We start from the raw sequence: 18,596 nt of genomic DNA, 5'->3' as shown, positions 1-18,596 counted from the left end.
GCCGGGGGGTACACCATACCCGGTCTGCTGTTGGCCGTGTTACTTGGCACCTGCGCCCCCGCCCCGGAGCAGTCCTACTTCGTGGAACGGACGGACACGGGAGTCGGTAGCGCCAATACGCTGCAGCCGACGGAGTCCCTCAACATCGTCGATTACCTGTACTACTACAACGGTGGGGGTGTAGCCGCAACGGACATCAACGGCGACGGACTCCCGGACCTGTACTTCACGAACAATCAGGCCCCTAACCGCTACTACATCAACGAAGGCAACTGGCGCTTCCGGGACGCTACGGAGGAAGGCGGGGTCGCGGGAGCGGGCAACTGGTCGACCGGAGTAAGCGTAACAGACGTGAATGCCGACGGGCTTCCCGACATCTACGTTTGCAACGTCGGCGGTTACGGAGAGCTGTCCGGGCGCAACGAGCTGTTCGTACAGCATGCGGACGGAAGCTTTACCGACCAAGCAGCGGCTTACGGACTGGATTTCAGCGGATTCAATACCCAGGCTTACTGGTTCGATTACGACCGGGACGGGGACGAGGATATGTACCTGCTGCGCCACTCCGTCCACAATGATGCTACCTACGGCGAGGCGGGCGAGCGCTACCGATCCGATTCTCTCGCGGGCGACCGGCTACTGCGACGTGACGATGACCGTTTTACCGACGTGACCGCCGAGCTGGGCCTGTACTCTTCCAAGATCGGCTACGGACTCAGCGTAGCGATCAGCGACTTCGACGGCAACGGCTATCCGGACATTTACGTCTGCAACGACTTTTCCGAGAACGACTACCTCTACCTGAACCGCGACGGTGAGCGATTTGAGGAACGGATCCGCGAACGGACCGGTCACACCTCCAACTTCAGCATGGGCAGCGACGTGGGTGACCTGGACCGTGACGGCTGGCCCGATCTGGTGACCCTGGACATGCGGCCCGGCGACGAGCGCGTACTGAAGTCGACCGCCAGCGCCGATGCCTACAATGTGTACCGGATCAAACGCCGGTCCGGCTACTACGACCAGCTGCCTCGTAACAACGTACAGTGGAACCGCGGCGGCGGCCATTTCTCGGAGATCGGAGAGCTGAGTGGGTTGGCCGCCACCGACTGGAGCTGGTCGGTGCTCCTCGAAGACTTTAATCTCGACGGCCACCAGGAAGTATTCGTAGCCAACGGCATCGAACGCCGGCCGAACGATCTCGACTATCTGAAATTCATCAGTTCCTCCCTGGCGCGCTCGGCCAGCGATCTGGCGGTAGTGGACCAGATGCCGACCGGCCGCGTGGCGAACCAACTGTTCGTGCGCACCGCCGACCTGGCCTACGCGGAAGCCGACTGGGGGCTTGGGTACGTGGGGAGTTCGACCGGAGCTGCAACGGCCGACCTCGACGGAGACGGGGACCTGGATCTGGTGATAAATAACGTGAACGACACCGCCCGGCTGTACGAAAATACCAGCTGGACGGCCACCACGGCGCCGTATTCCGTCGCCCTGGAGGGTGGGGGAGCGGCCCTTACGCCCTACCGGCGGGGTGACTCCACCGTAGCGGTGCGTATCGACGATCCGCAACTCGTACGGGGGCAGGTGCGCTACGTCTGGCTGCACGCCGACGGTAGCCGGCAGGGCGTGGAGCGAATTGCTCAGCGCGGATTCATGTCGCAATCCACGCCCGGATATCTGGTTCCCATACGTCCCGACCGGGATTCGGTGATTACCCTGTTGCGGTACCCGGCAGGAGAAGGGGCGGTCCGGAGTTACCGCCTGTCCATCGACGACGGTCGGCTGATCGCGCGGGTCGGCGCAGAAATTGCCGAACCGAACGTACTGACCTACAACATCCGCGTAACGGACTCTACGGACCACTGGCCGGACCGGTCCTACACCTTCGACCGCGAACCCCTGCAGCCCTTTGCCGGGGCCGATACGGGCGATAGTACCCTGTTCGTGGAGCTGCCCGACGGCAGTCGCGTGACGGGAGGCATGTGGCAGCCGCTGCGGTACGGTAGCCGGGTGGACGGGGAGTGGCTGTACGAAGAAATTCCGGGCACGGCGGGCTGGTGGCAGTCGCTGAGCCTGATCCAGCGCGATGGGCAGGTGGAAATCATTGCCGGCAACTGGGGACTCAACAGCGCACTGGGAGCTCCCACCGAGGACGAGCCGCTGCGCCTGTACCTTACGGATATCGACGGTAACGGCCGGCTGGATCCCCTCATCACCTACGTGCGCCACGGTGCGGAATACACCCTGGCCGATAAGGATGAACTGGCGCGGCAGTTTCCTTCCTGGCGCAGGAACAATCTGAGTTACGGCGATTTCAGCCGGCGATCCTTCCGGGAAAATTTTCCGGATCTGCGGGAGCCGACCCGCGTGGCTGCTACTCTGGCCCACCTGCGGCTGCGCCGGGATAAGGACGGCGTATGGACGGCTACGGAATTACCCGCGGCCACCCAGATTACTACCCTGAATGAGGCCGTCGCTACCCCCGCGGGCTTACTGCTGGGGGGTAACCGTCTGGAAGTCTTGCCACGCATCGGACGGCAGGATGCAGCTGCTTTGCAGCTGCTGCGCCCCGATGGTTCGGTGAGCTTCGTTGACCTCGGGGGTGACCGCAACCGGCGGGAGGTAACCGCCCTGCGCAGGGTCGGGGAGGGCGGGTGGTGGATTTCGTTGCGTAACGCCCCCGGTGTAGTGGTGACCCTTCCGTAATTTTGCGCGCAAATCGCAACCGCATCGAACGCCCCGCTTCCCTGCTGCGCTCCCGGCTCGCCGTGGCGCTGGCCTTTGCCATCAATGGATTCCTGTACGCGAACTGGACGAGTCGGCTCCCGCGCCTGCAGGAAATCTATGCCATTGACAATGGAGAGACGGGGTTCGTACTGACCGCGCTGGCCCTTGGTGCCCTGGTGGCCATGCCCCTGGCGGGTTTTCTCATCGTGCGGAGCGGAAGTTACCGGCTGTCCGTGGTATCCACCCTGGCCTTCATCGTCACCGTGCCGGCGATGGCCTATATGCCCGGTTACCTGGGGTTACTCGTGGTCATGCCCCTCATCGGGGTGGCTACCGGCGTGATGGACGTGGCGGTCAACGCCCAGGCGGTGGACATCGAACGTCTGTGGGGTAAGCCCATCACCAGTTCCTTCCATGCCTGCTTCTCCGGGGGAATGTTCGTCGGGGCCGGGGTGGCCGCCTTATTCATCTATCTCGGTTTTGATCTGGGACAGCACCTCGTGGCGGTATCGGTCCTCGCCCTTACCGTAGCGATCGGGGCGTTGCCGTACTTTTTACGCGACGACCCGGCCGCGGGAGTCACGGAAAATTTCAACGGCAGTAAATTCAGCACGGCCATCATTCTCCTCGGGCTGGCTTCGCTGTGCACCATGATCGGGGAGGGGTCGATGGCCGACTGGACGCCCCTGTACATGACCCGGGTGACCGGTAGTCCGGAAGCGCTGGCGCCGGTGGGGCAGGCGGCCTTCAGCGGGGCGATGCTGCTGGGGCGGTCGGTAGGGGATTACGTGCGGGCGCGCATAGGATCGCTGGCGGTGGTCCGTCTGGGTGCGTTGCTGGCCCTGGTGGGCGTAAGCGGAGCGATCGTACTGCCGACGGCGGCGGTGAGCATCCTGGGCTTCGGGCTGGTGGGGCTGGGGCTTTCCAACATCGTGCCGGTGGTCTTCAGCGAGGCGAGCAAGGTGCCCGGACTGCGCCCCGGCGTAGGGATCAGTTCGGTAAGCACGATCGGCTATTCGGCCTTTCTGTTCGGTCCACCACTGATCGGCTTCGTGTCCGATTACCAGAATTCGCTCCTGCCCGAGGGCATGATCTTTTTTCCCGGCGTCGCGGGGCTGCGGGTGGGCCTGGGCGTGGTGGCTTTGCTCATGGCCGTACTCCTCGGGCTGGCGGTATTCTACCTACGGGTGGAAGACTGAGGCGGCGGGTACGCGGGAGCCGCGGACGAACACCGATAAGCCGTGGGGTCCGGACTACCTTAGTATTACATACATTTGCGGCGGGGAACAAATAAAATACACCATCAATGAAATTCAGTATTGACAAGCAGGAACGGTACAGCGTAATCAAGCCCGAGGAAGAAAACCTCAACTCGGCCGTTGCCCCCCAGCTTAAATCGGAATTCGTCATTCTGGCCAACGAAGGGATCAATAACCTCATTCTGGACCTGAGCGGCGTCAAGTACGTCGACTCTTCCGGCCTCAGTGCCATCCTGACCGCCCGCCGGCTGTGGAGTAACCTGGGCACCTTCGTCGTTACCGGCGTGGAGCATTCGGCGGTGAAGCGACTCGTCGAAATCAGCAAAGTCGATACCGTACTCACCATCCTGCCCACCATGAGCGAGGCGGTGGACTTCATCTTCATGGAGGAGCTCCAGCGCGATATGCAGGCCGAGCCCGGCGAGGAGTAGCTCCCCGGGTGCGCTTCGAAGTAACGATCCTCGGCTCCAACGGAGCGGTACCGACCGCCGACCGCCACGCCTCCGGTCACTTCCTACGCTCCGAAACCACCGACGTACTGATCGACTGCGGTGAAGGCACGCAGATGCAACTGCAGGCCGCGGGCTACGGACTCGGGCGTCTTGACCTGATCCTGATCACCCACCTTCACGGGGATCACTACTTCGGACTGCCCGGCCTGCTCACCAGTCTTGCCCTGACCGGCCGTACGGCCCCCCTGCGGATCGTAAGTCCGCCAGGTCTGCGGGCAAAGCTCGCGCCTCTCCTGGAACTCGATCGCTGGAAGTTGCCCTTTCCCCTGACCTTCACGGAACACGCGGCTACCGAAGCCGGTCCGCTCACCACCACCGGGGAGCTGGAGGTGATCAGCTTTCCCCTGCGGCACCGGGTTCCCACCAATGGGTACCTGATCCGGGAACGGGTGCGGGAGCCCAACATCCTGCGCGAACAGATAGAACGATACGGGATTCCCTGGCAGCAGATCGCCGCGATCAAGGCCGGCGGTGACTTTACTACGCCGGGGGGCAGGGTAGTGCCCAACGCCGAGCTTACGGCTCCCGCGGCCCCGCCCCGCTCCTACGCCTACTGCTCCGATACGCTCCACTTTCCCGAACTGGCCGACTACGTCCGACAGGTCGATCTGCTGTACCACGAGGCTACCTTTCTGCACGACCTGGTCGCCGAGGCCCACGCCAAGGGACACTCCACCGCCCGGGAAGCCGCCGAAACCGCCCGGGATGCTCACGTCGGAACCCTGCTGCTCGGACACTACAGTTCCCGCTACCGGGGAGTTGAAGGACACGAAGCCGAGGCCCGTAGTGTATTTCCGCGTTCCTACGCCGTCCGGGACCTCCAGCGGTACGCCGTTCCGTTCGTCGCGCGCGGCCGGGAATAAGTGCGCGCCTTGCATTAACTTGGCCGGCCTAATAAATCTGATTATGCGTAACCTCTTCATTCTGTTCTGCCTCTGCCTGACGGGCACCGCCGCCTGCCAGATCACTGATCCTAAAGCCACCGAATTCTACGAGCCCGTGCCCCCCAAGGTCAAACCCGGTGCCACATTGGGTGATCCTCCCGCCGACGCGATCGTACTGTTGGGAGAAGGGGCCGATCTGAGTGAATGGAAATCCGCTAAGTCGGACGGTAACGCCGAGTGGACCAAGGAAGGCAACGCGATCGTGGTTAAACCCGGCAGCGGCGACATCATGACCCGGCGCAAGTTCGGCGATATGCAGCTGCACGTCGAATGGCGCTCGCCGAGCGAGCCGGACAAGGAAGGACAGGGCCGCGGAAACAGCGGCATCTTTCTGCAGAACCGCTACGAGGTGCAGGTGCTGGAAAGCGAAGGCAGCGACACCTATACCAACGGACAGGCCGGTTCGATCTACAAGCAGTCGCCGCCCCTGGTCAACGCCCTGAAGCCCCAGGGAGAGTGGCAGAGCTACGACATCATCTACGACGCCCCGGAATTCAATAAGGACGGCATGCTGATCCGCCCCGGTTACGTCACCGTACTGATGAATGGCGTGGTGGTGCAGAACCACACGGAGATCAAGGGAACGACCGAGTACATCGGCCTTCCCCGCAACATCGCTCACGGCGACGACGTGATCAAGCTGCAGGACCACGGTAACCTGGTGGCCTACCGCAACATCTGGGTGCGCGAGCTGTAGGCTCCCTCCCCAAGCGCTTATGACCACCAGACGTGTCGGACTGTTACTCGGTCCCCTGCTGTTTATCCTGATCCAGCTGTTTTTCCACCCCGCCGGCTTACCGACGGGTGGTACGGCGCTGCTGGCGGCGACGGCGTGGATGGCCGCCTGGTGGATTACGGAAGCCGTCCCCATCGCAGTCACGGCGCTGCTGCCCATCATTCTCTTCCCCCTCACCGGCGGCATGGAGCTGGAACCCACTACGGCGGCTTACGGGCACCGGTATGTCTTTCTGTTTCTGGGCGGATTCCTCATCGCCATGGCCATTGAAAAGTGGAATCTGCACCGCCGGATCGCGCTGGGCATCATTGCCTTCATCGGTACGAACGTGCGGATGATCATTTTGGGAGCCATGGTGGCTACCGCCCTGCTCTCCATGTGGATCTCCAATACGGCTACTTCGGTGATGATGCTGCCGATCGCGACGGCCATCGTCGCCCAGCTGCGGGACGACCCGGCCACGCCGGAGATCGACGAGAACGACGAATTCGGCAAGGCTTTCATGCTGGCCGTCGCGTACAGTGCATCGATCGGTGGAATGGCCACGCTGATCGGTACGCCCGTGAACCTAGTGTTCGCCGGCGTGGTGCGGGAAACCTTCGGGGTGGAGATCAGCTTCGCCCAGTGGTTCATGATCGGATTCCCGGTATCCATGGTGCTTCTTGTGCTATGCTGGTGGTACCTCACGCGGGTGGCCTTCACCTTCGAACGCCGCACCTTTTCGGGGGGGCGCGAGGAGGTGCGCCGGCAGCAGCAATCCCTGGGGCCCCTCTCGCGGGAGGAGAAGAAAGTATTGATCGTGTTCGCGGTGACCGCCCTGGCCTGGATATTCCGTACGAGCGTGCTGCAGGCTTTCATCCCCGGACTCGACGATCCGATCATCGCGATGGCGGGTGGGATCGCGTTGTTCATCATCCCGGGAGACCGGCCCGGGCGTGCGCTGCTGGAGTGGTCGGAGGCGGTGCGCCTGCCGTGGGGGATCATCCTGCTCCTGGGGGGAGGCTTCGCCCTGGCGGCGGGATTTTCGGCCAGCGGACTGGCGGACTTTATCGGGGCCACCCTGACCATTCCCGAAGGTGTCGGCCTGCTCGTAGTGATCCTCATCATCACGGCCGCCGTTAATTTTCTCACCGAGATTACCAGCAACGTAGCGACCACTTCGATGCTGATGCCCGTGTTTGCCGCGGCCGCCCTGCCGTTGGGGATTCATCCCTACGCGCTGATGGTGCCGGCGACCCTGGCGGCCACCTGTGCCTTCATGCTGCCGGTAGCTACGCCCCCCAATGCCGTCGTCTTCGGATCGGGCTACCTGACGATCCCGGACATGGCGCGCGCGGGGCTCTGGCTGAATCTGCTGTCCGTAGCCGTCATCGCGCTCTTCTGCTACTTCCTTCTCCCCCTGCTGTGGGGCTACGATCCGAACATCGTCCCGGAATGGGTCGTGCCGGGCTAGGTGAAAAGGGGCGGGAAAAAATCTCCGGCAATGCTTTCGTAACCGAACTATCCAGCGTAAATTTGCGTCGCTTTAGCACCAACGGCAGCCGATTCCCTTAGGGGTTTATGATGGTCGTTGCGAGCAAAAACCCGGAGACGTGGGTGAGTGGCTGAAACCACCGGTTTGCTAAATCGACGTACCCTAACAGGGTACCGCGGGTTCGAATCCCGCCGTCTCCGCCACGGGGCATAGCGCAGTCCGGTTAGCGTGCCTGCTTTGGGAGCAGGAGGCCCCAGGTTCGAATCCTGGTGCCCCGACCAGGAAAGGAAAGGGATGATCACTAGCAGTGATCATCCCTTCTTTTTTTGCCTAGTCTCTCCACTGCGTACCGTCTTCCTGCAGCACGCGATTCAGGTATTCGGTCAGTTGGTCGGCATTATCCTGCGTAAAGCACAGGGGTGGTTTGAGCTTAAGGACGTTCTCGTGGGGGCCGTCAGTACTCATCAGGAAGCCCAGCTCGCGCATGCGCTCCTTCAGGTAGTTGGCCTGCGGGGTCGCGGGAGCAAGGTCCGGGCCACACAGCTCAAATCCCAGGAACAGGCCCGGTCCCCGTACGTCGGCGATGAGCGGGAAATCGGTCCGCAGAGAGTTTAGCCGTCCGCTCAGGTAGGCACCGGTACGCCGCGCGTTGTCCTGCAGACCTTCGTCGTCGATCACAGTCAGCACGGCGAGTCCTACGGCACTGCTCACGGGGTTCCCTCCGAAAGTATTGAAGTATTCCATGCCGTTGGCGAATGCCTCCGCTACGGCTTCCGTACAGACTACGGCGGCGAGGGGGTGACCGTTGCCGAGGGGCTTGCCGATGGTGACGATGTCCGGTACTACTTCCTGGAGCTCGAAGGCCCAGTAGTGGGTACCTACCCGGCCGAGTCCTGTCTGCACCTCATCGGCGATGCATACGCCGCCGTTCGCACGCACGTGGGCGTACACCCCTTGCAGGTATCCGGGCGGAAGGGGGATCTGTCCGCCGCAGCTGAGAATGGCTTCCGCGATGAAGGATGCGCGGTGGCGGGGGAGGTGGGGAGCCGGGTCCAGGTGACGACCGCGCAGGGCATCGGGCATAGGCAACAGCGTGGTCGTGGGGGGTTGTCCGCTACCGCCCCGCCGGGCAAATTTGTAACTGCTCACCTCGATGGTGCGGTTTGAATTGCCGTGGTACCCCATTTCCATCGCCAGGGTGTCACGGGTGCCGGTCACCGCTTCCGCCATCCGTAGCGAGAGCTCGTTGGCTTCGCTACCCGAATTGACGAAGTGTACGACGGAAAGTTTATCCGGAAGGGTCGCGCGCAGGCGATCGGCAAACTCCAGAACGGTGGCGTGCAGGTAACGGCTGTTGGTGTTGAGAACGGCCATTTGCCGCTGTCCCGCCTCCACCACCCGGGGGTGTTCGTGACCTACGTGCGCCACGTTGTTCACCGTATCCAGGTACCGCCGGCCCGTGTGATCGAATAAGTACTGTTGGGAGCCGCGCAGGATGTGAAGCGGACGGCGGTACGACAGGCTTAGGCTGTACCCTAAACGCGATTCTCGTCGGGATAGAAGCTGCGGTACCGGGTCGGGCGGCGGGCTCTCGGCGGGAACGCTTAGGGGGAGGAGGGAGCGGGGGTCCGGACAGATACCCAGCCAGATATCCGCCTCCTCGGGGTAAGCGACGCCGGGAAAATTCGTGCCGTAGTCATAGGTATCGAGCAGAACCTGAAAGTGGAGGTGAGGCGGCCAGCCGCCGTTTGTTTCTCTGCCACCAATGGTAGCTATCGCTTGCCCTGCCCGTACCCGCGTCCCCGCCCGAAGATTCTCGTCGATCGGGCCCAGATGGCCGTAGAGGGTATAGAAGGTCAGGTCAGGGGTGGGGTCGTGGCGTAAAATGAGGGTGTTTCCGTAGCCGCCGACGGTAGTGTCTGTGCCTACGTCATGTACGGTGGCGTCCAGTGGAGCTACGATCGTGGCTCCCGCGCGGGGCGACCAGCAGTCTAGTCCCAGGTGTACGCTCCGCCAACGGGGGCCGTCATTCCCGGTTCCCTGAAAATCATCCGTAGTGTATACGGGGCGGGTCTCCCCGTAACCACCGATGGCGAAGTCCGCTTCCCGGTCTTCCAGGTGACGGCGGACCAGGGTAGAAAATTTGTTGGGTTCCGCGTAATTGCGAGTAAGCCCGAGCGTAGGGCTGCCGACACCCAGATCGATGGAAACCATGGTGGAGTCCCGCAACGGAAGTAATGCCAGCGGATTGGCCGTACGAGCCCAAGCCGCGTAGGCGGACGCTCGCGGATGGGGGGCAATTCCCGCGGCATGGCGGAAATGAGCAGTGGCCAATGCGGGAGGGAGAGTACGCAGATAGTGCAATAAGGTCCACGCCGGCGCCTCGGAAACCGATAGGTATGGATTGTCGGGGTGAGCGTGACGGTTTTCGGCTGCGGCGGTGACCGTCAGCAGTAAGCGTGCGGCGATAAGATCGTACAGTACCCCCAGTTCGGATTCGGTGACGGGGAATTCCGTCCGGAATCCCGCGATGACCATCCGCATCGAATCTAGGGGATCGGCCTGCTGCATTCCCGCATATGCGCAGGCGATGGCCAGCTCACAAATGGTAGCGGTGTAGACGGCATCGCCGAAGTCGATGACGCCGCTCACCCGACCGTCGCGCACCAGCAGGTTGTGCTCGTGGGCATCATTATAATTTACGGAGCGGCGGAGGCCGGCGGTATCCAGCAACTCTTGTCTGTCGAAGAAATACTCCGCCAGCATTTTCTCACTATTGCTAAGATATTGTAGCAGGGGACGGGCCGTTGGTGCCCTCACGGGATCCCACTTGTAGGGACGGTGGGCGTACGGGTGATCGAAATCCGCCAGCGCCGCACAAAGCCTGCCGGAGGTGGCTCCCCACGATTGCCACAGGGCGGGGGTACGCGGCTTCACCTCGTCGAGTATGCGTCCGTCGACCCAGGCGTGTAATCGTACCTGCCGGTTGCCGTCCGGTGTCGGTAGCGACATTTCTTCGACGATGGCGGGGATTTGGAAGGGGAGGCTTGACGCACGGAGGTGGTTCAGGATCGCGCGCTGAAAATCCACGGCGGCGGGGTCGGCTCCGGGGGGACTTATTTTCAGTACGTAGGGCATACCATCCGTTGCGACTACCCGGTAGTTTTGATCCACTTCTCCGGGTAGGGACCGGGCCTCGGCAGTGGCTGGGGGGGAGAAAGGGATGGTAAATCGGGCGAGGAGGTCCGCCGGGAGGGAGGTTGCTGACATGCGGCTAACATACGAAAGGGGGACTCTCAGGTAAGCTACCTACCCGGACAAAAGCACTTTTCGGCGCGGAAATCCAGGGGAATGTGGAAAAAAATGACGGTTCAGAACACGACGGTGGTCAATCAGAACATGAGGGGGTGTAAACGCTACATTATGCCAGCCGTGACCCTATGTTTGTTCCATAATCATGTGAAAGCGGTGAGCGGTTTAAATGTAAACGCGGTACGTTTTGACTGACGATAGAATTATAATCCCATTTTAGCTTGACGTTGTGAGAGACGTGATTTTTTGAGAGAAGACGATAATTGAACAGCACACTTACGGGATTCGACATCAATATAACCATGGGATACTGACATTTCAGTATTCATTCAAGAACTAATTGTTGGTGCGATCTTATGAACCCGGCCCATAACGTGGCCGGGTTTTTTTATGCCCCCAAGTGCCGGAAGCGTGTCGCCCTTGTCGACAAGGGCCGGCAGTCGTTGGCAAAATAATTCACCAGTGGAGTATACCAGGACAGGTCCGTTTCCGTTCGGAACATGCTCGCGGTAGTCTAGAACATCGGCCGGCGTGATTGCCGGGTTCGGTGTCCACTTGCCGTATCTATGCCGTCGCGTAACTCATGTTAATAACCTAAATACCCAGTTTTGATTGAAGATGCAGTGTTTCACCGGTGAGTCCGGTGAACAGTAACCTACGGTAGGGGTGCTCCCGCTGTCGGTGACCGACTGTTTAGCAGCTGACCCGACGCGTCGAATCTACTCCTTACACCAAACTCCGGAAAGACAATTTCCGTACGAACCCATCAAGACCTGAGCATTCCGTGCTCGGGTCTTTTTGTGTGTGCGGCACTCACCGCTTGCGGGCCACAGTCCGGTTGGGAAGGGAGTCATCGCCCGAAAATACCATTCAGAACATCTGCGGTGCCGTTAAGAACAAGGCCCTGCCCGGAGCAAATTTATTGGCTGCTTACCGCATTATATCCCCGACATCTATAACGAACGTTGTGAGAGACGTTGACTAATTCTTTTATTTTTTGCATGTATCCCGCTGACCGTTGTGAGAGACGTAAGCATATATCAAATTACATATAGAGGAGCGCGGTATCCACCGAATTGACGTCCGGCGAATAACCCACCCTCTACGAACAAGCTTTTACTGTAGTATAACGAGCCCGGCGCGCCTGCGACCGGGCTTTTTTTGTATCTGGCTAGCTTTCAGTCAGTTGAGCGTACGTAATCGTAAAGAGGAGCGGGAACATTGCCGTTCAGAACACGGATCGGGCCATTGAGAACAAGAAGGTAATTAATTGAAATTTCTCTCTCCGGCAATACATTATCCCTCCGACATCTGTAACGAACGTTGTGAGAGACGTTGATTTTATATTGTATTTAATTCGTTAAGCCTACCGTTGTGAGAGACGTAAGCTCATTTTCTACTCATCCGGTTTAGTGTACCGTATCGATCGGCTGATTCCCGATCTGCCTCGCGCACTCACCATGAACAAAGCGCTAACCGTGATGTAGTAAGCCCGGCACGAAAGTGACCGGGCTTTTTTTTAACTGTCTGAATTTCAGCAATATATACTGGAACTATCCGGATCAGGAGCGGCACATACCGTTCAGAACACGGAGCGCGCTGTTAAGAACATGACCCGTCGGAAAGTCAATTTTCTCAAATTCGGGGCATTATCTATGTGACATCAGCAACGAACACGGTGCTACAGCACGCAAAGATCTTAACTACCGTTTTCTGGAATTGTAATCCCAAGTATTGTTTTACGTTGTGAGAGACGTTTGTTCGACCTAAATAATTTGTGTTCACGAAGCTACACCAGACCTAATACCGTGTAGACCCCTACTGGGGGAGCAGGGTGACAAGATTTAAATGTTGGTGTGATTTTACAAACCCGGCCACCTTGGTGGTCGGGTTTTCTTTTGGTCGGCCCGGTCGGCCTCGCCCTACCCGCTGACCGCTCGGTGCCCGAAAATTACCATTCAGAACACAAACCGTACCGTTCAGAACAAGAAGGGTTAAGGTCAAACTTCGACGGTAGCTCGCCGCATTCTTTCTACAACAAAGATGGCCGCGGTATTTGTCAATTGACTGGGTACCGTAAGTCCCGATCACCAACAGTTTCCCTGTATGTACTCAAGTATTCGATAAGAGATCACTGACCTTCGCACCAATTTATATACGCCACCACCAACATTCTTGCACGCAGGCGTGATCGGCAAGAACGACAACATGGACCTGGTGAGCGTTCCACGGACCCGGCATTCAGCGGCCGGGTTTTCCTGAATTTTGATGATACACTCCGACATTTTTACACCACGGTGTGGACCCCAAGGGCCTACGACTGTACCTTATTCAGAACACAAGCCACCCCGTTCAGAACATAGCTTCGGCATTGTTGGAAGAGGCACTTCCGAAGGCCCTACATTTAGTATATGCAAAGAGGGGATGGACCGGAATTTGCGCCCTGGCCACGGAGGAAAAAGGACCCCGGCGAGGCGACGCAGGAACAATTTCGGTCCGAGTAATATCCGTACTAACCCGTCAGCCGCCCGCATGGGTGCCGACGGCCGGCTGGATGCATACGATTCATTTCCCCGATCAAGCCCATACGGAGAGACCATAACGGGCCGGCCAATGTCCGCTCCCTAAGCTTATCGTCTCTCAGTTTAGTCGCCTGGCTAGCGGCATTATCATTTTGGATGGTGGATGCGACGGTGTCCGCCACCCTTTTGTTCCATCACCGAATCCGCAGGCCGTATCTTGTGCTGTCTGCGTCACGAAATACTGACTATCGTGTTTTCCCTTATTAATCCGAGAAACTGGCTGATGCTGATGCTGCTGTTGCTGGTTTCTGTAACGGCGCAGTCGCAGACGGAAGCGATGTGGCGGCAACTCCTCCGGGCCGAGGAGCTCATTACCGCTTCGCGCAACGATACGGCAATCTACCTTCTGAATAATCTGCTCACGTCGCTCGACGACGAGGACCCCCGTCACCGGGCTTTTGCGCTGCGCGTGAATCTGGAGCGATCCCAGGCGCTCACCAAACAACGTGCCTACCCAACTGCAACCGCGGAGCTCCTGCGCCTGATCGACGCGGCAAACTCCATGGGGGAGCACCACATAGAAGCCGAGGCGGCGATCGGAATGGCCTACATCCTGCAGCGGCAGGACAGCCCGGAGGAATGCCTTGCCTACCTCAAACACGCCGAGCGACTCATCCAGGACCACGCCCTACACAACCTCAACGCCCGGCTCTGGAACCGAACCTCCGCCTATCACTACCGCTACGGAGACCCCGAGGTCGCGCTACGGCTCGCAAACCGTGCCGTCATCGTAGCCCGGGAACAGGACGACCGCCATCAACTGGCTCTGGGACACTACATCATCAGTTTACTGAAGCGGACGAGCAATCCGCGATCCAGCGAACAACATCTGACCAAAGCGGCCGAATATTACCGCAACACGGGTAGTATGGTAGACTATTTGGTCATGACCCTGGCCCTCAACCGCTTGCAACTCGACCGGGGAAAGATCGAGCAGGCGCTGGTGTCGAACGATTCGGCCATGGTATACGCATCACGCGTGGAGGACCGGGACAGCACCTACGCCAGTCGTGTCTACGAGTACCGCGCGGAACTGATGCGCCACATGAATGAGCCCGACTCTGCGTGGCACTACCTGACCATGGCCCACAACTCCGAATTGCAGCACCTCAGACGCGTCAACGACGAACGGGCGGTGGAGATCGAGGCTCGTTACCTAAACGAAAAGAACAGCCAGCTCATCGCGGAACAGGAGCGGATGCTGCTGGAGGAGCGCAACCGTCTCATGACCCTGCTCGGCATTGCTCTGGTCAGCATCGCCGGCCTCGCGCTGCTAGGCTACTTCTACACCCGGCTTAAGCGTGCCAAGACCGCGCTGGAGGAGCAGTACCTCATCGAACAGGAGAACGAAGAGCTGACGCAGTCCCTTACGAAGCAGAAGATCCTACAGGGGGAAGTGCACCACCGGGTCAAGAATAACTTGCAGGTCATCATCGGCCTGCTGGAGTTGCAAACGCAGGAGTTAGCCGATCCCCACGCCCGGGCGTGTCTGGAAGCCATGTCCGGTCGCATCTTCAGCATGGCCGCCGTCCACGAGACCCTCTACCAGGATGGGCGCGGCGGCGAAATTGATTTTGAACTGTATACCCGCAAGATCTGTCAGCACTTCAGCCAGCTCTACTCCCTGCCGAACGGTTGTGAGTTCTACATCGAGATCAAGGACTACTGGTTCAATCTGGAGACGGCCATTCCCCTCGGTACCGTGCTCAACGAGCTGCTGACCAACAGCTTCAAGTACGGCGTCCCGCAGGACGGACCGCTACGGATCTCCATCGACATGGTGAAAATCGACGACGAAATCTGCCTGACCTACCACGACAACGGCCCGGGATTCCCCGAAGGCGCCCTCGCCGAACGGGAGGGTGGCCTCGGGACCTACCTGCTCAATGGTATGAGCCGTCAGCTGCGCGGGCGGATGGAATCCCTGAACGATGAAGGGGCTCTCACCCGTGTTTACTTCAAACGTAAAAACCAGTCCGCACTTCCCAAACGTAATAAAAAGAGAATGAAGCGGAAGCGCGTCGCCAACGGCACGGTTTAGTTTTAGGTGCGATTGGCGTACATTCGCAAAGTCGCACCATTTAGTATTATACTCTCATGACATCTGAATCCGCCACTCCCGGCTATCGGGTCCTCGTGCTCGAGGATGAGTTCATCATTGCCGATAGCATCGAAAGGAACCTGCGTCGCAACGGTCACACCGTCACCGGAAAACCCATTTCGTACGAGGAAGCCGTCGAACTATACGAGGCCGACCGCCCGGATTTGGCGCTGATCGACGTACGGCTCAGTGGCGAACTTACCGGCATCGACTTTGCCCACTATCTCAACGAACAGCCCGACCCGATCCCCTTCGTCTACCTGACTTCGCAGATGGACGGCCATACGCTCGACCTCGCTAAGGAGACCTTCCCGGCGGGCTACCTTAGTAAGCCGGTTCAGATCCCTTCGCTTCTCTCCACGATCACGGTGGCCATGCACAACCACCAGTCGGATACGGGCGCGGCCGAAACCGTCACGCTGCGGGACGGTCGCGAAACCCACGTGCTCGATACCTCCACCATCACGTATCTCGAGGCCGACCACGTCTACCTGAAGCTTCATCTGGTCGATCGCGCCCCCCTGGTCCTGCGTAGTTCACTCAGCGATCTGCTGCACCAACTGCCCGATACTGATTTCGTGCAGACCCACCGCAGTTACGCGGTTAACCTGAAATCGGTCACCCGCTACAACAAGGATCGCCTCCATATCGGTAGCGACGAAATTCCCATCAGCCGCTCCCGCCGGCAGGAGGTCTTCGCCCGCCTCTGATCGCTAACCAAAAGTGCGAACATTTACCGTCACCGGACCTTGGTTGATGGAAATGAATGGACTACACCGCTATCCCCCCACCAGCGACCACTCGCTGCAGGTGGTCAGTGCCGCCGATGAGTTACTGTTGGCGTGGGCACAGGAGCAACCCCCCGCCCGCCGGGGCACCATAGTCGCCCACGACCGCTTCGGTGTACTGGCCCTGGGCGCACCCGCTCCAACGCACTTTTTGGCGACCTTTCACAGTCAGGAAGAAGCCCTGCGTCGCAATGCTTCCGCGGACCGGTACCCTCAAGTGTATTCGCTGTTCGACACGCTCCCCGACGTCGACCGGGCGCTCATGCGCATTCCCAAGTCCGTTGACCTTTTCGAGGTATACCTGTCGCGGTTGGCCGCCCAGGTAACCGGTGAGCTTACCGTAGCCGCGGGATTTATGACCCGGCACTTCACTCCCCGCTGGCTGGAGGTTGCCAACCGCTACGCCGCGGCGGTGACCCAAACCCGGGCACGGAAAAAGGCCCGGCTGCTTCTTATGCAAGAGTTCAGGCCGGCGGGTCCGCAGGTGCCGTGGAGTGAAGTAAGCTATGCCGGCAAAACCTACCGACAGTATCACGGCGTATTTTCCGCCAAGCATATCGATTACGCTACCCAGTTCTTACTCGGCGAGTGGGATTCATTCGCGGCCACCCTCCCCCCGCCGGCCCACATTCTGGATGTAGCCTGCGGGAACGGGGTCATTGGCGACCAATTACTCGGCCGCTATCCGGACGCGCGCCTGACGGCAACCGACGATAGCCGCCTGGCGGTGGAAAGCGCTCGCCTGAATCTGCCCACCGGTCGATCCCGGGTGTTGTACGATCACACCCTGGGGGAGATCGGCGACGGGAGTGTAGATCTGGTGGTTACCAATCCCCCCTTTCATTTTGGTTACGAGAATAATCTGGACGTCAGCCTGGGCTTATTCCAACAAGCCCGGAGAGTACTAAGGGTAGGGGGGCAGCTGATCGTGGTCGCCAATCGCCACCTCAATTACCGTACCCATCTGGAGCGTTGGTACGGCGTGGATACGGTGAGACAGAACGAGAAGTATGTCATTTACCGTTGTGATCGCCGGCGCTAGCCAAAGGATTTATAGTCCGTCAAGTAAGATAAATTGGCCCCGAAATCCGGAGTACGGCCCCGCGCAACCTGCCACCGCCACCGCCAGAGGGTTCCGAAACTGAGGGTCCAGAGGCGTCGGCAGGCCTCGAGATAGCGAAGCACGGCGGAGCGTTGTCCGTACGCCAGAAGTTTATCGGCCAGGAGCATGTTGGGCCCCAGGAGCTTGATCTGGGGAGACCCCGGCGTACGCGCCGAATGGAGCAGATAGTCCGTCGCTCGGTCCACCCGATCGTGCTCCAGTTCGATAAGCCCTAACATGGTATTTGCCTGGTGAATCGCGTTGCCGTAGTGAGCACTGTCGCGGTTCCTTTCGGCCGCCGCCAGGTAGTCGATCGCCATTCGGCTGACGGCCAGATAGTCGCGGCGGGCGTAGGCCTGCAGCAGGCGACGCCCCAGAAGAACGAGTTCATTTTCCATGGCAAGCTTGGTTTGCACGCATCATGCAGCAACAACGCAACCTAAATTGGAAATGGTACTCCCCACCGTAAAATATTCCGTAGGATAACGCTTCCGTAATGCGTATTGCGAGTACTGTCCGCCCGACGGCCTATTTAATTCGGGATTATCCGAAAGATTTAGGATCGAGCAGGTGACTCAGGTTAGCTCCGAAATCGGGTACCCGTCCGCTGCGAATGGCAACTTTCCACAACCACAGGCGGCCGAAGCTCAATTTCCAGAACTTGCCGCAGCGGTCCAGATACCGCAGCACGGCCCGGGTACGACCGGCCACGAGCAATTTCTGCGCGAGGAGCATGTTCGGGCCGAAACCGCGGAGCTGGGAAGAGCCCGGCGTGCTGGCCGCGGCATTCAGGTACTCTACCGCGTGATCGATCCGGTTCTCCTCCAGGGCCAGTAGGCCGAGAATGGTGTTGGCCTGGTGAACCGCGTTGCCGAAGGAGTTACCGTGGGGGTTAGCCTGCGCCAACCGGAGGTATTCCCGGGCCTGGAAACGGACCGTATCGGCGTCGTTGCAGCGAAAGGAGCGGAGCAGAAGATCGCCCCGGCGTACGAGGCACTGACCCGCAATAGCGGGGTCCGGTCGGGTAGGGACCGGCATGGAAAATACGTTCATGAG

The 18,596-nt window shown here is 59.7% G+C and carries 12 protein-coding genes and 2 tRNA genes; 11 read left to right on the top strand and 3 right to left on the bottom strand.

The features are described from left to right. Positions 1-36: 36 nt before the first annotated feature. The 8 genes from NMA52_RS16970 (at position 37) to NMA52_RS16935 (ending at position 7,936) form a co-directional block, all read left to right on the top strand. Positions 37-2,709 (top strand): FG-GAP-like repeat-containing protein, encoded by a 2,673-nt coding sequence (locus NMA52_RS16970; protein WP_254828911.1) that lies wholly within the window; start codon positions 37-39, stop codon positions 2,707-2,709. 2 nt (positions 2,710-2,711) lie between these two features. Continuing rightward, entirely contained in the window at positions 2,712-3,929 is a 1,218-nt protein-coding gene (locus tag NMA52_RS16965) for an MFS transporter (RefSeq protein WP_254828896.1), read from the top strand. A gap of 107 nt (positions 3,930-4,036) precedes the next feature. Next, the gene (locus NMA52_RS16960; RefSeq protein ID WP_254828895.1) at positions 4,037-4,420 is read left to right on the top strand and encodes an STAS domain-containing protein; all 384 of its coding nucleotides are present in this window, start codon (positions 4,037-4,039) and stop codon (positions 4,418-4,420) included. Positions 4,421-4,428: 8 nt separating this feature from the next. After that, positions 4,429-5,364: a ribonuclease Z gene (locus tag NMA52_RS16955; RefSeq protein WP_254828894.1), complete on the top strand. Its 936-nt coding sequence runs from the start codon at positions 4,429-4,431 to the stop codon at positions 5,362-5,364. 43 nt (positions 5,365-5,407) lie between these two features. Then, positions 5,408-6,142: a DUF1080 domain-containing protein gene (locus tag NMA52_RS16950; RefSeq protein ID WP_254828893.1), complete on the top strand. Its 735-nt coding sequence runs from the start codon at positions 5,408-5,410 to the stop codon at positions 6,140-6,142. A gap of 19 nt (positions 6,143-6,161) precedes the next feature. Beyond that, positions 6,162-7,634 (top strand): DASS family sodium-coupled anion symporter, encoded by a 1,473-nt coding sequence (locus NMA52_RS16945; protein ID WP_254828892.1) that lies wholly within the window; start codon positions 6,162-6,164, stop codon positions 7,632-7,634. Positions 7,635-7,767: 133 nt separating this feature from the next. Continuing rightward, positions 7,768-7,858: transfer RNA gene (locus NMA52_RS16940), tRNA-Ser, on the top strand. Beyond that, positions 7,859-7,936, top strand: a tRNA-Pro gene (locus tag NMA52_RS16935). Between the two features lie 49 nt (positions 7,937-7,985). Here NMA52_RS16935 and NMA52_RS16930 read toward each other — a convergent pair. Then, positions 7,986-10,925 (bottom strand): aminotransferase class III-fold pyridoxal phosphate-dependent enzyme, encoded by a 2,940-nt coding sequence (locus NMA52_RS16930; protein ID WP_254828891.1) that lies wholly within the window; start codon positions 10,923-10,925, stop codon positions 7,986-7,988. Between the two features lie 2,814 nt (positions 10,926-13,739). Between NMA52_RS16930 and NMA52_RS19260 the strand changes: the two genes are divergently transcribed. Genes NMA52_RS19260 through NMA52_RS16915 form a run of 3 tightly spaced genes read left to right on the top strand, consistent with a single transcriptional unit; the run spans position 13,740 to position 17,480 of the window. Further along, on the top strand, positions 13,740-15,590 hold the full coding sequence (locus NMA52_RS19260) for a sensor histidine kinase (RefSeq protein WP_254828890.1): 1,851 nt from the start codon (positions 13,740-13,742) through the stop codon (positions 15,588-15,590). A 56-nt stretch (positions 15,591-15,646) separates the two neighbouring features. Further along, the gene (locus NMA52_RS16920; RefSeq protein ID WP_254828889.1) at positions 15,647-16,360 is read left to right on the top strand and encodes a LytTR family DNA-binding domain-containing protein; all 714 of its coding nucleotides are present in this window, start codon (positions 15,647-15,649) and stop codon (positions 16,358-16,360) included. A gap of 52 nt (positions 16,361-16,412) precedes the next feature. Next, positions 16,413-17,480 (top strand): methyltransferase, encoded by a 1,068-nt coding sequence (locus NMA52_RS16915; RefSeq protein WP_254828888.1) that lies wholly within the window; start codon positions 16,413-16,415, stop codon positions 17,478-17,480. On the opposite strand, the gene NMA52_RS16910 is transcribed toward NMA52_RS16915, so the two are convergent. Next, positions 17,477-17,938, bottom strand: coding sequence for a hypothetical protein (locus NMA52_RS16910; protein ID WP_254828887.1), 462 nt, complete (start codon positions 17,936-17,938; stop codon positions 17,477-17,479). The two genes, NMA52_RS16915 and NMA52_RS16910, sit on opposite strands and share 4 nt — an antisense overlap. 145 nt (positions 17,939-18,083) lie before the next feature. Then, complete coding sequence (locus tag NMA52_RS16905; RefSeq protein WP_254828886.1) at positions 18,084-18,593, bottom strand: hypothetical protein; 510 nt, start codon at positions 18,591-18,593, stop codon at positions 18,084-18,086. Positions 18,594-18,596: the final 3 nt, after the last annotated feature.

This window comes from Lewinella sp. JB7 (assembly GCF_024297185.1).
Taxonomy (GTDB): domain Bacteria; phylum Bacteroidota; class Bacteroidia; order Chitinophagales; family Saprospiraceae; genus Neolewinella.
Note: the sequence above shows the minus strand (reverse complement) of the source record. Positions and strands in the feature narration are given on the sequence as shown.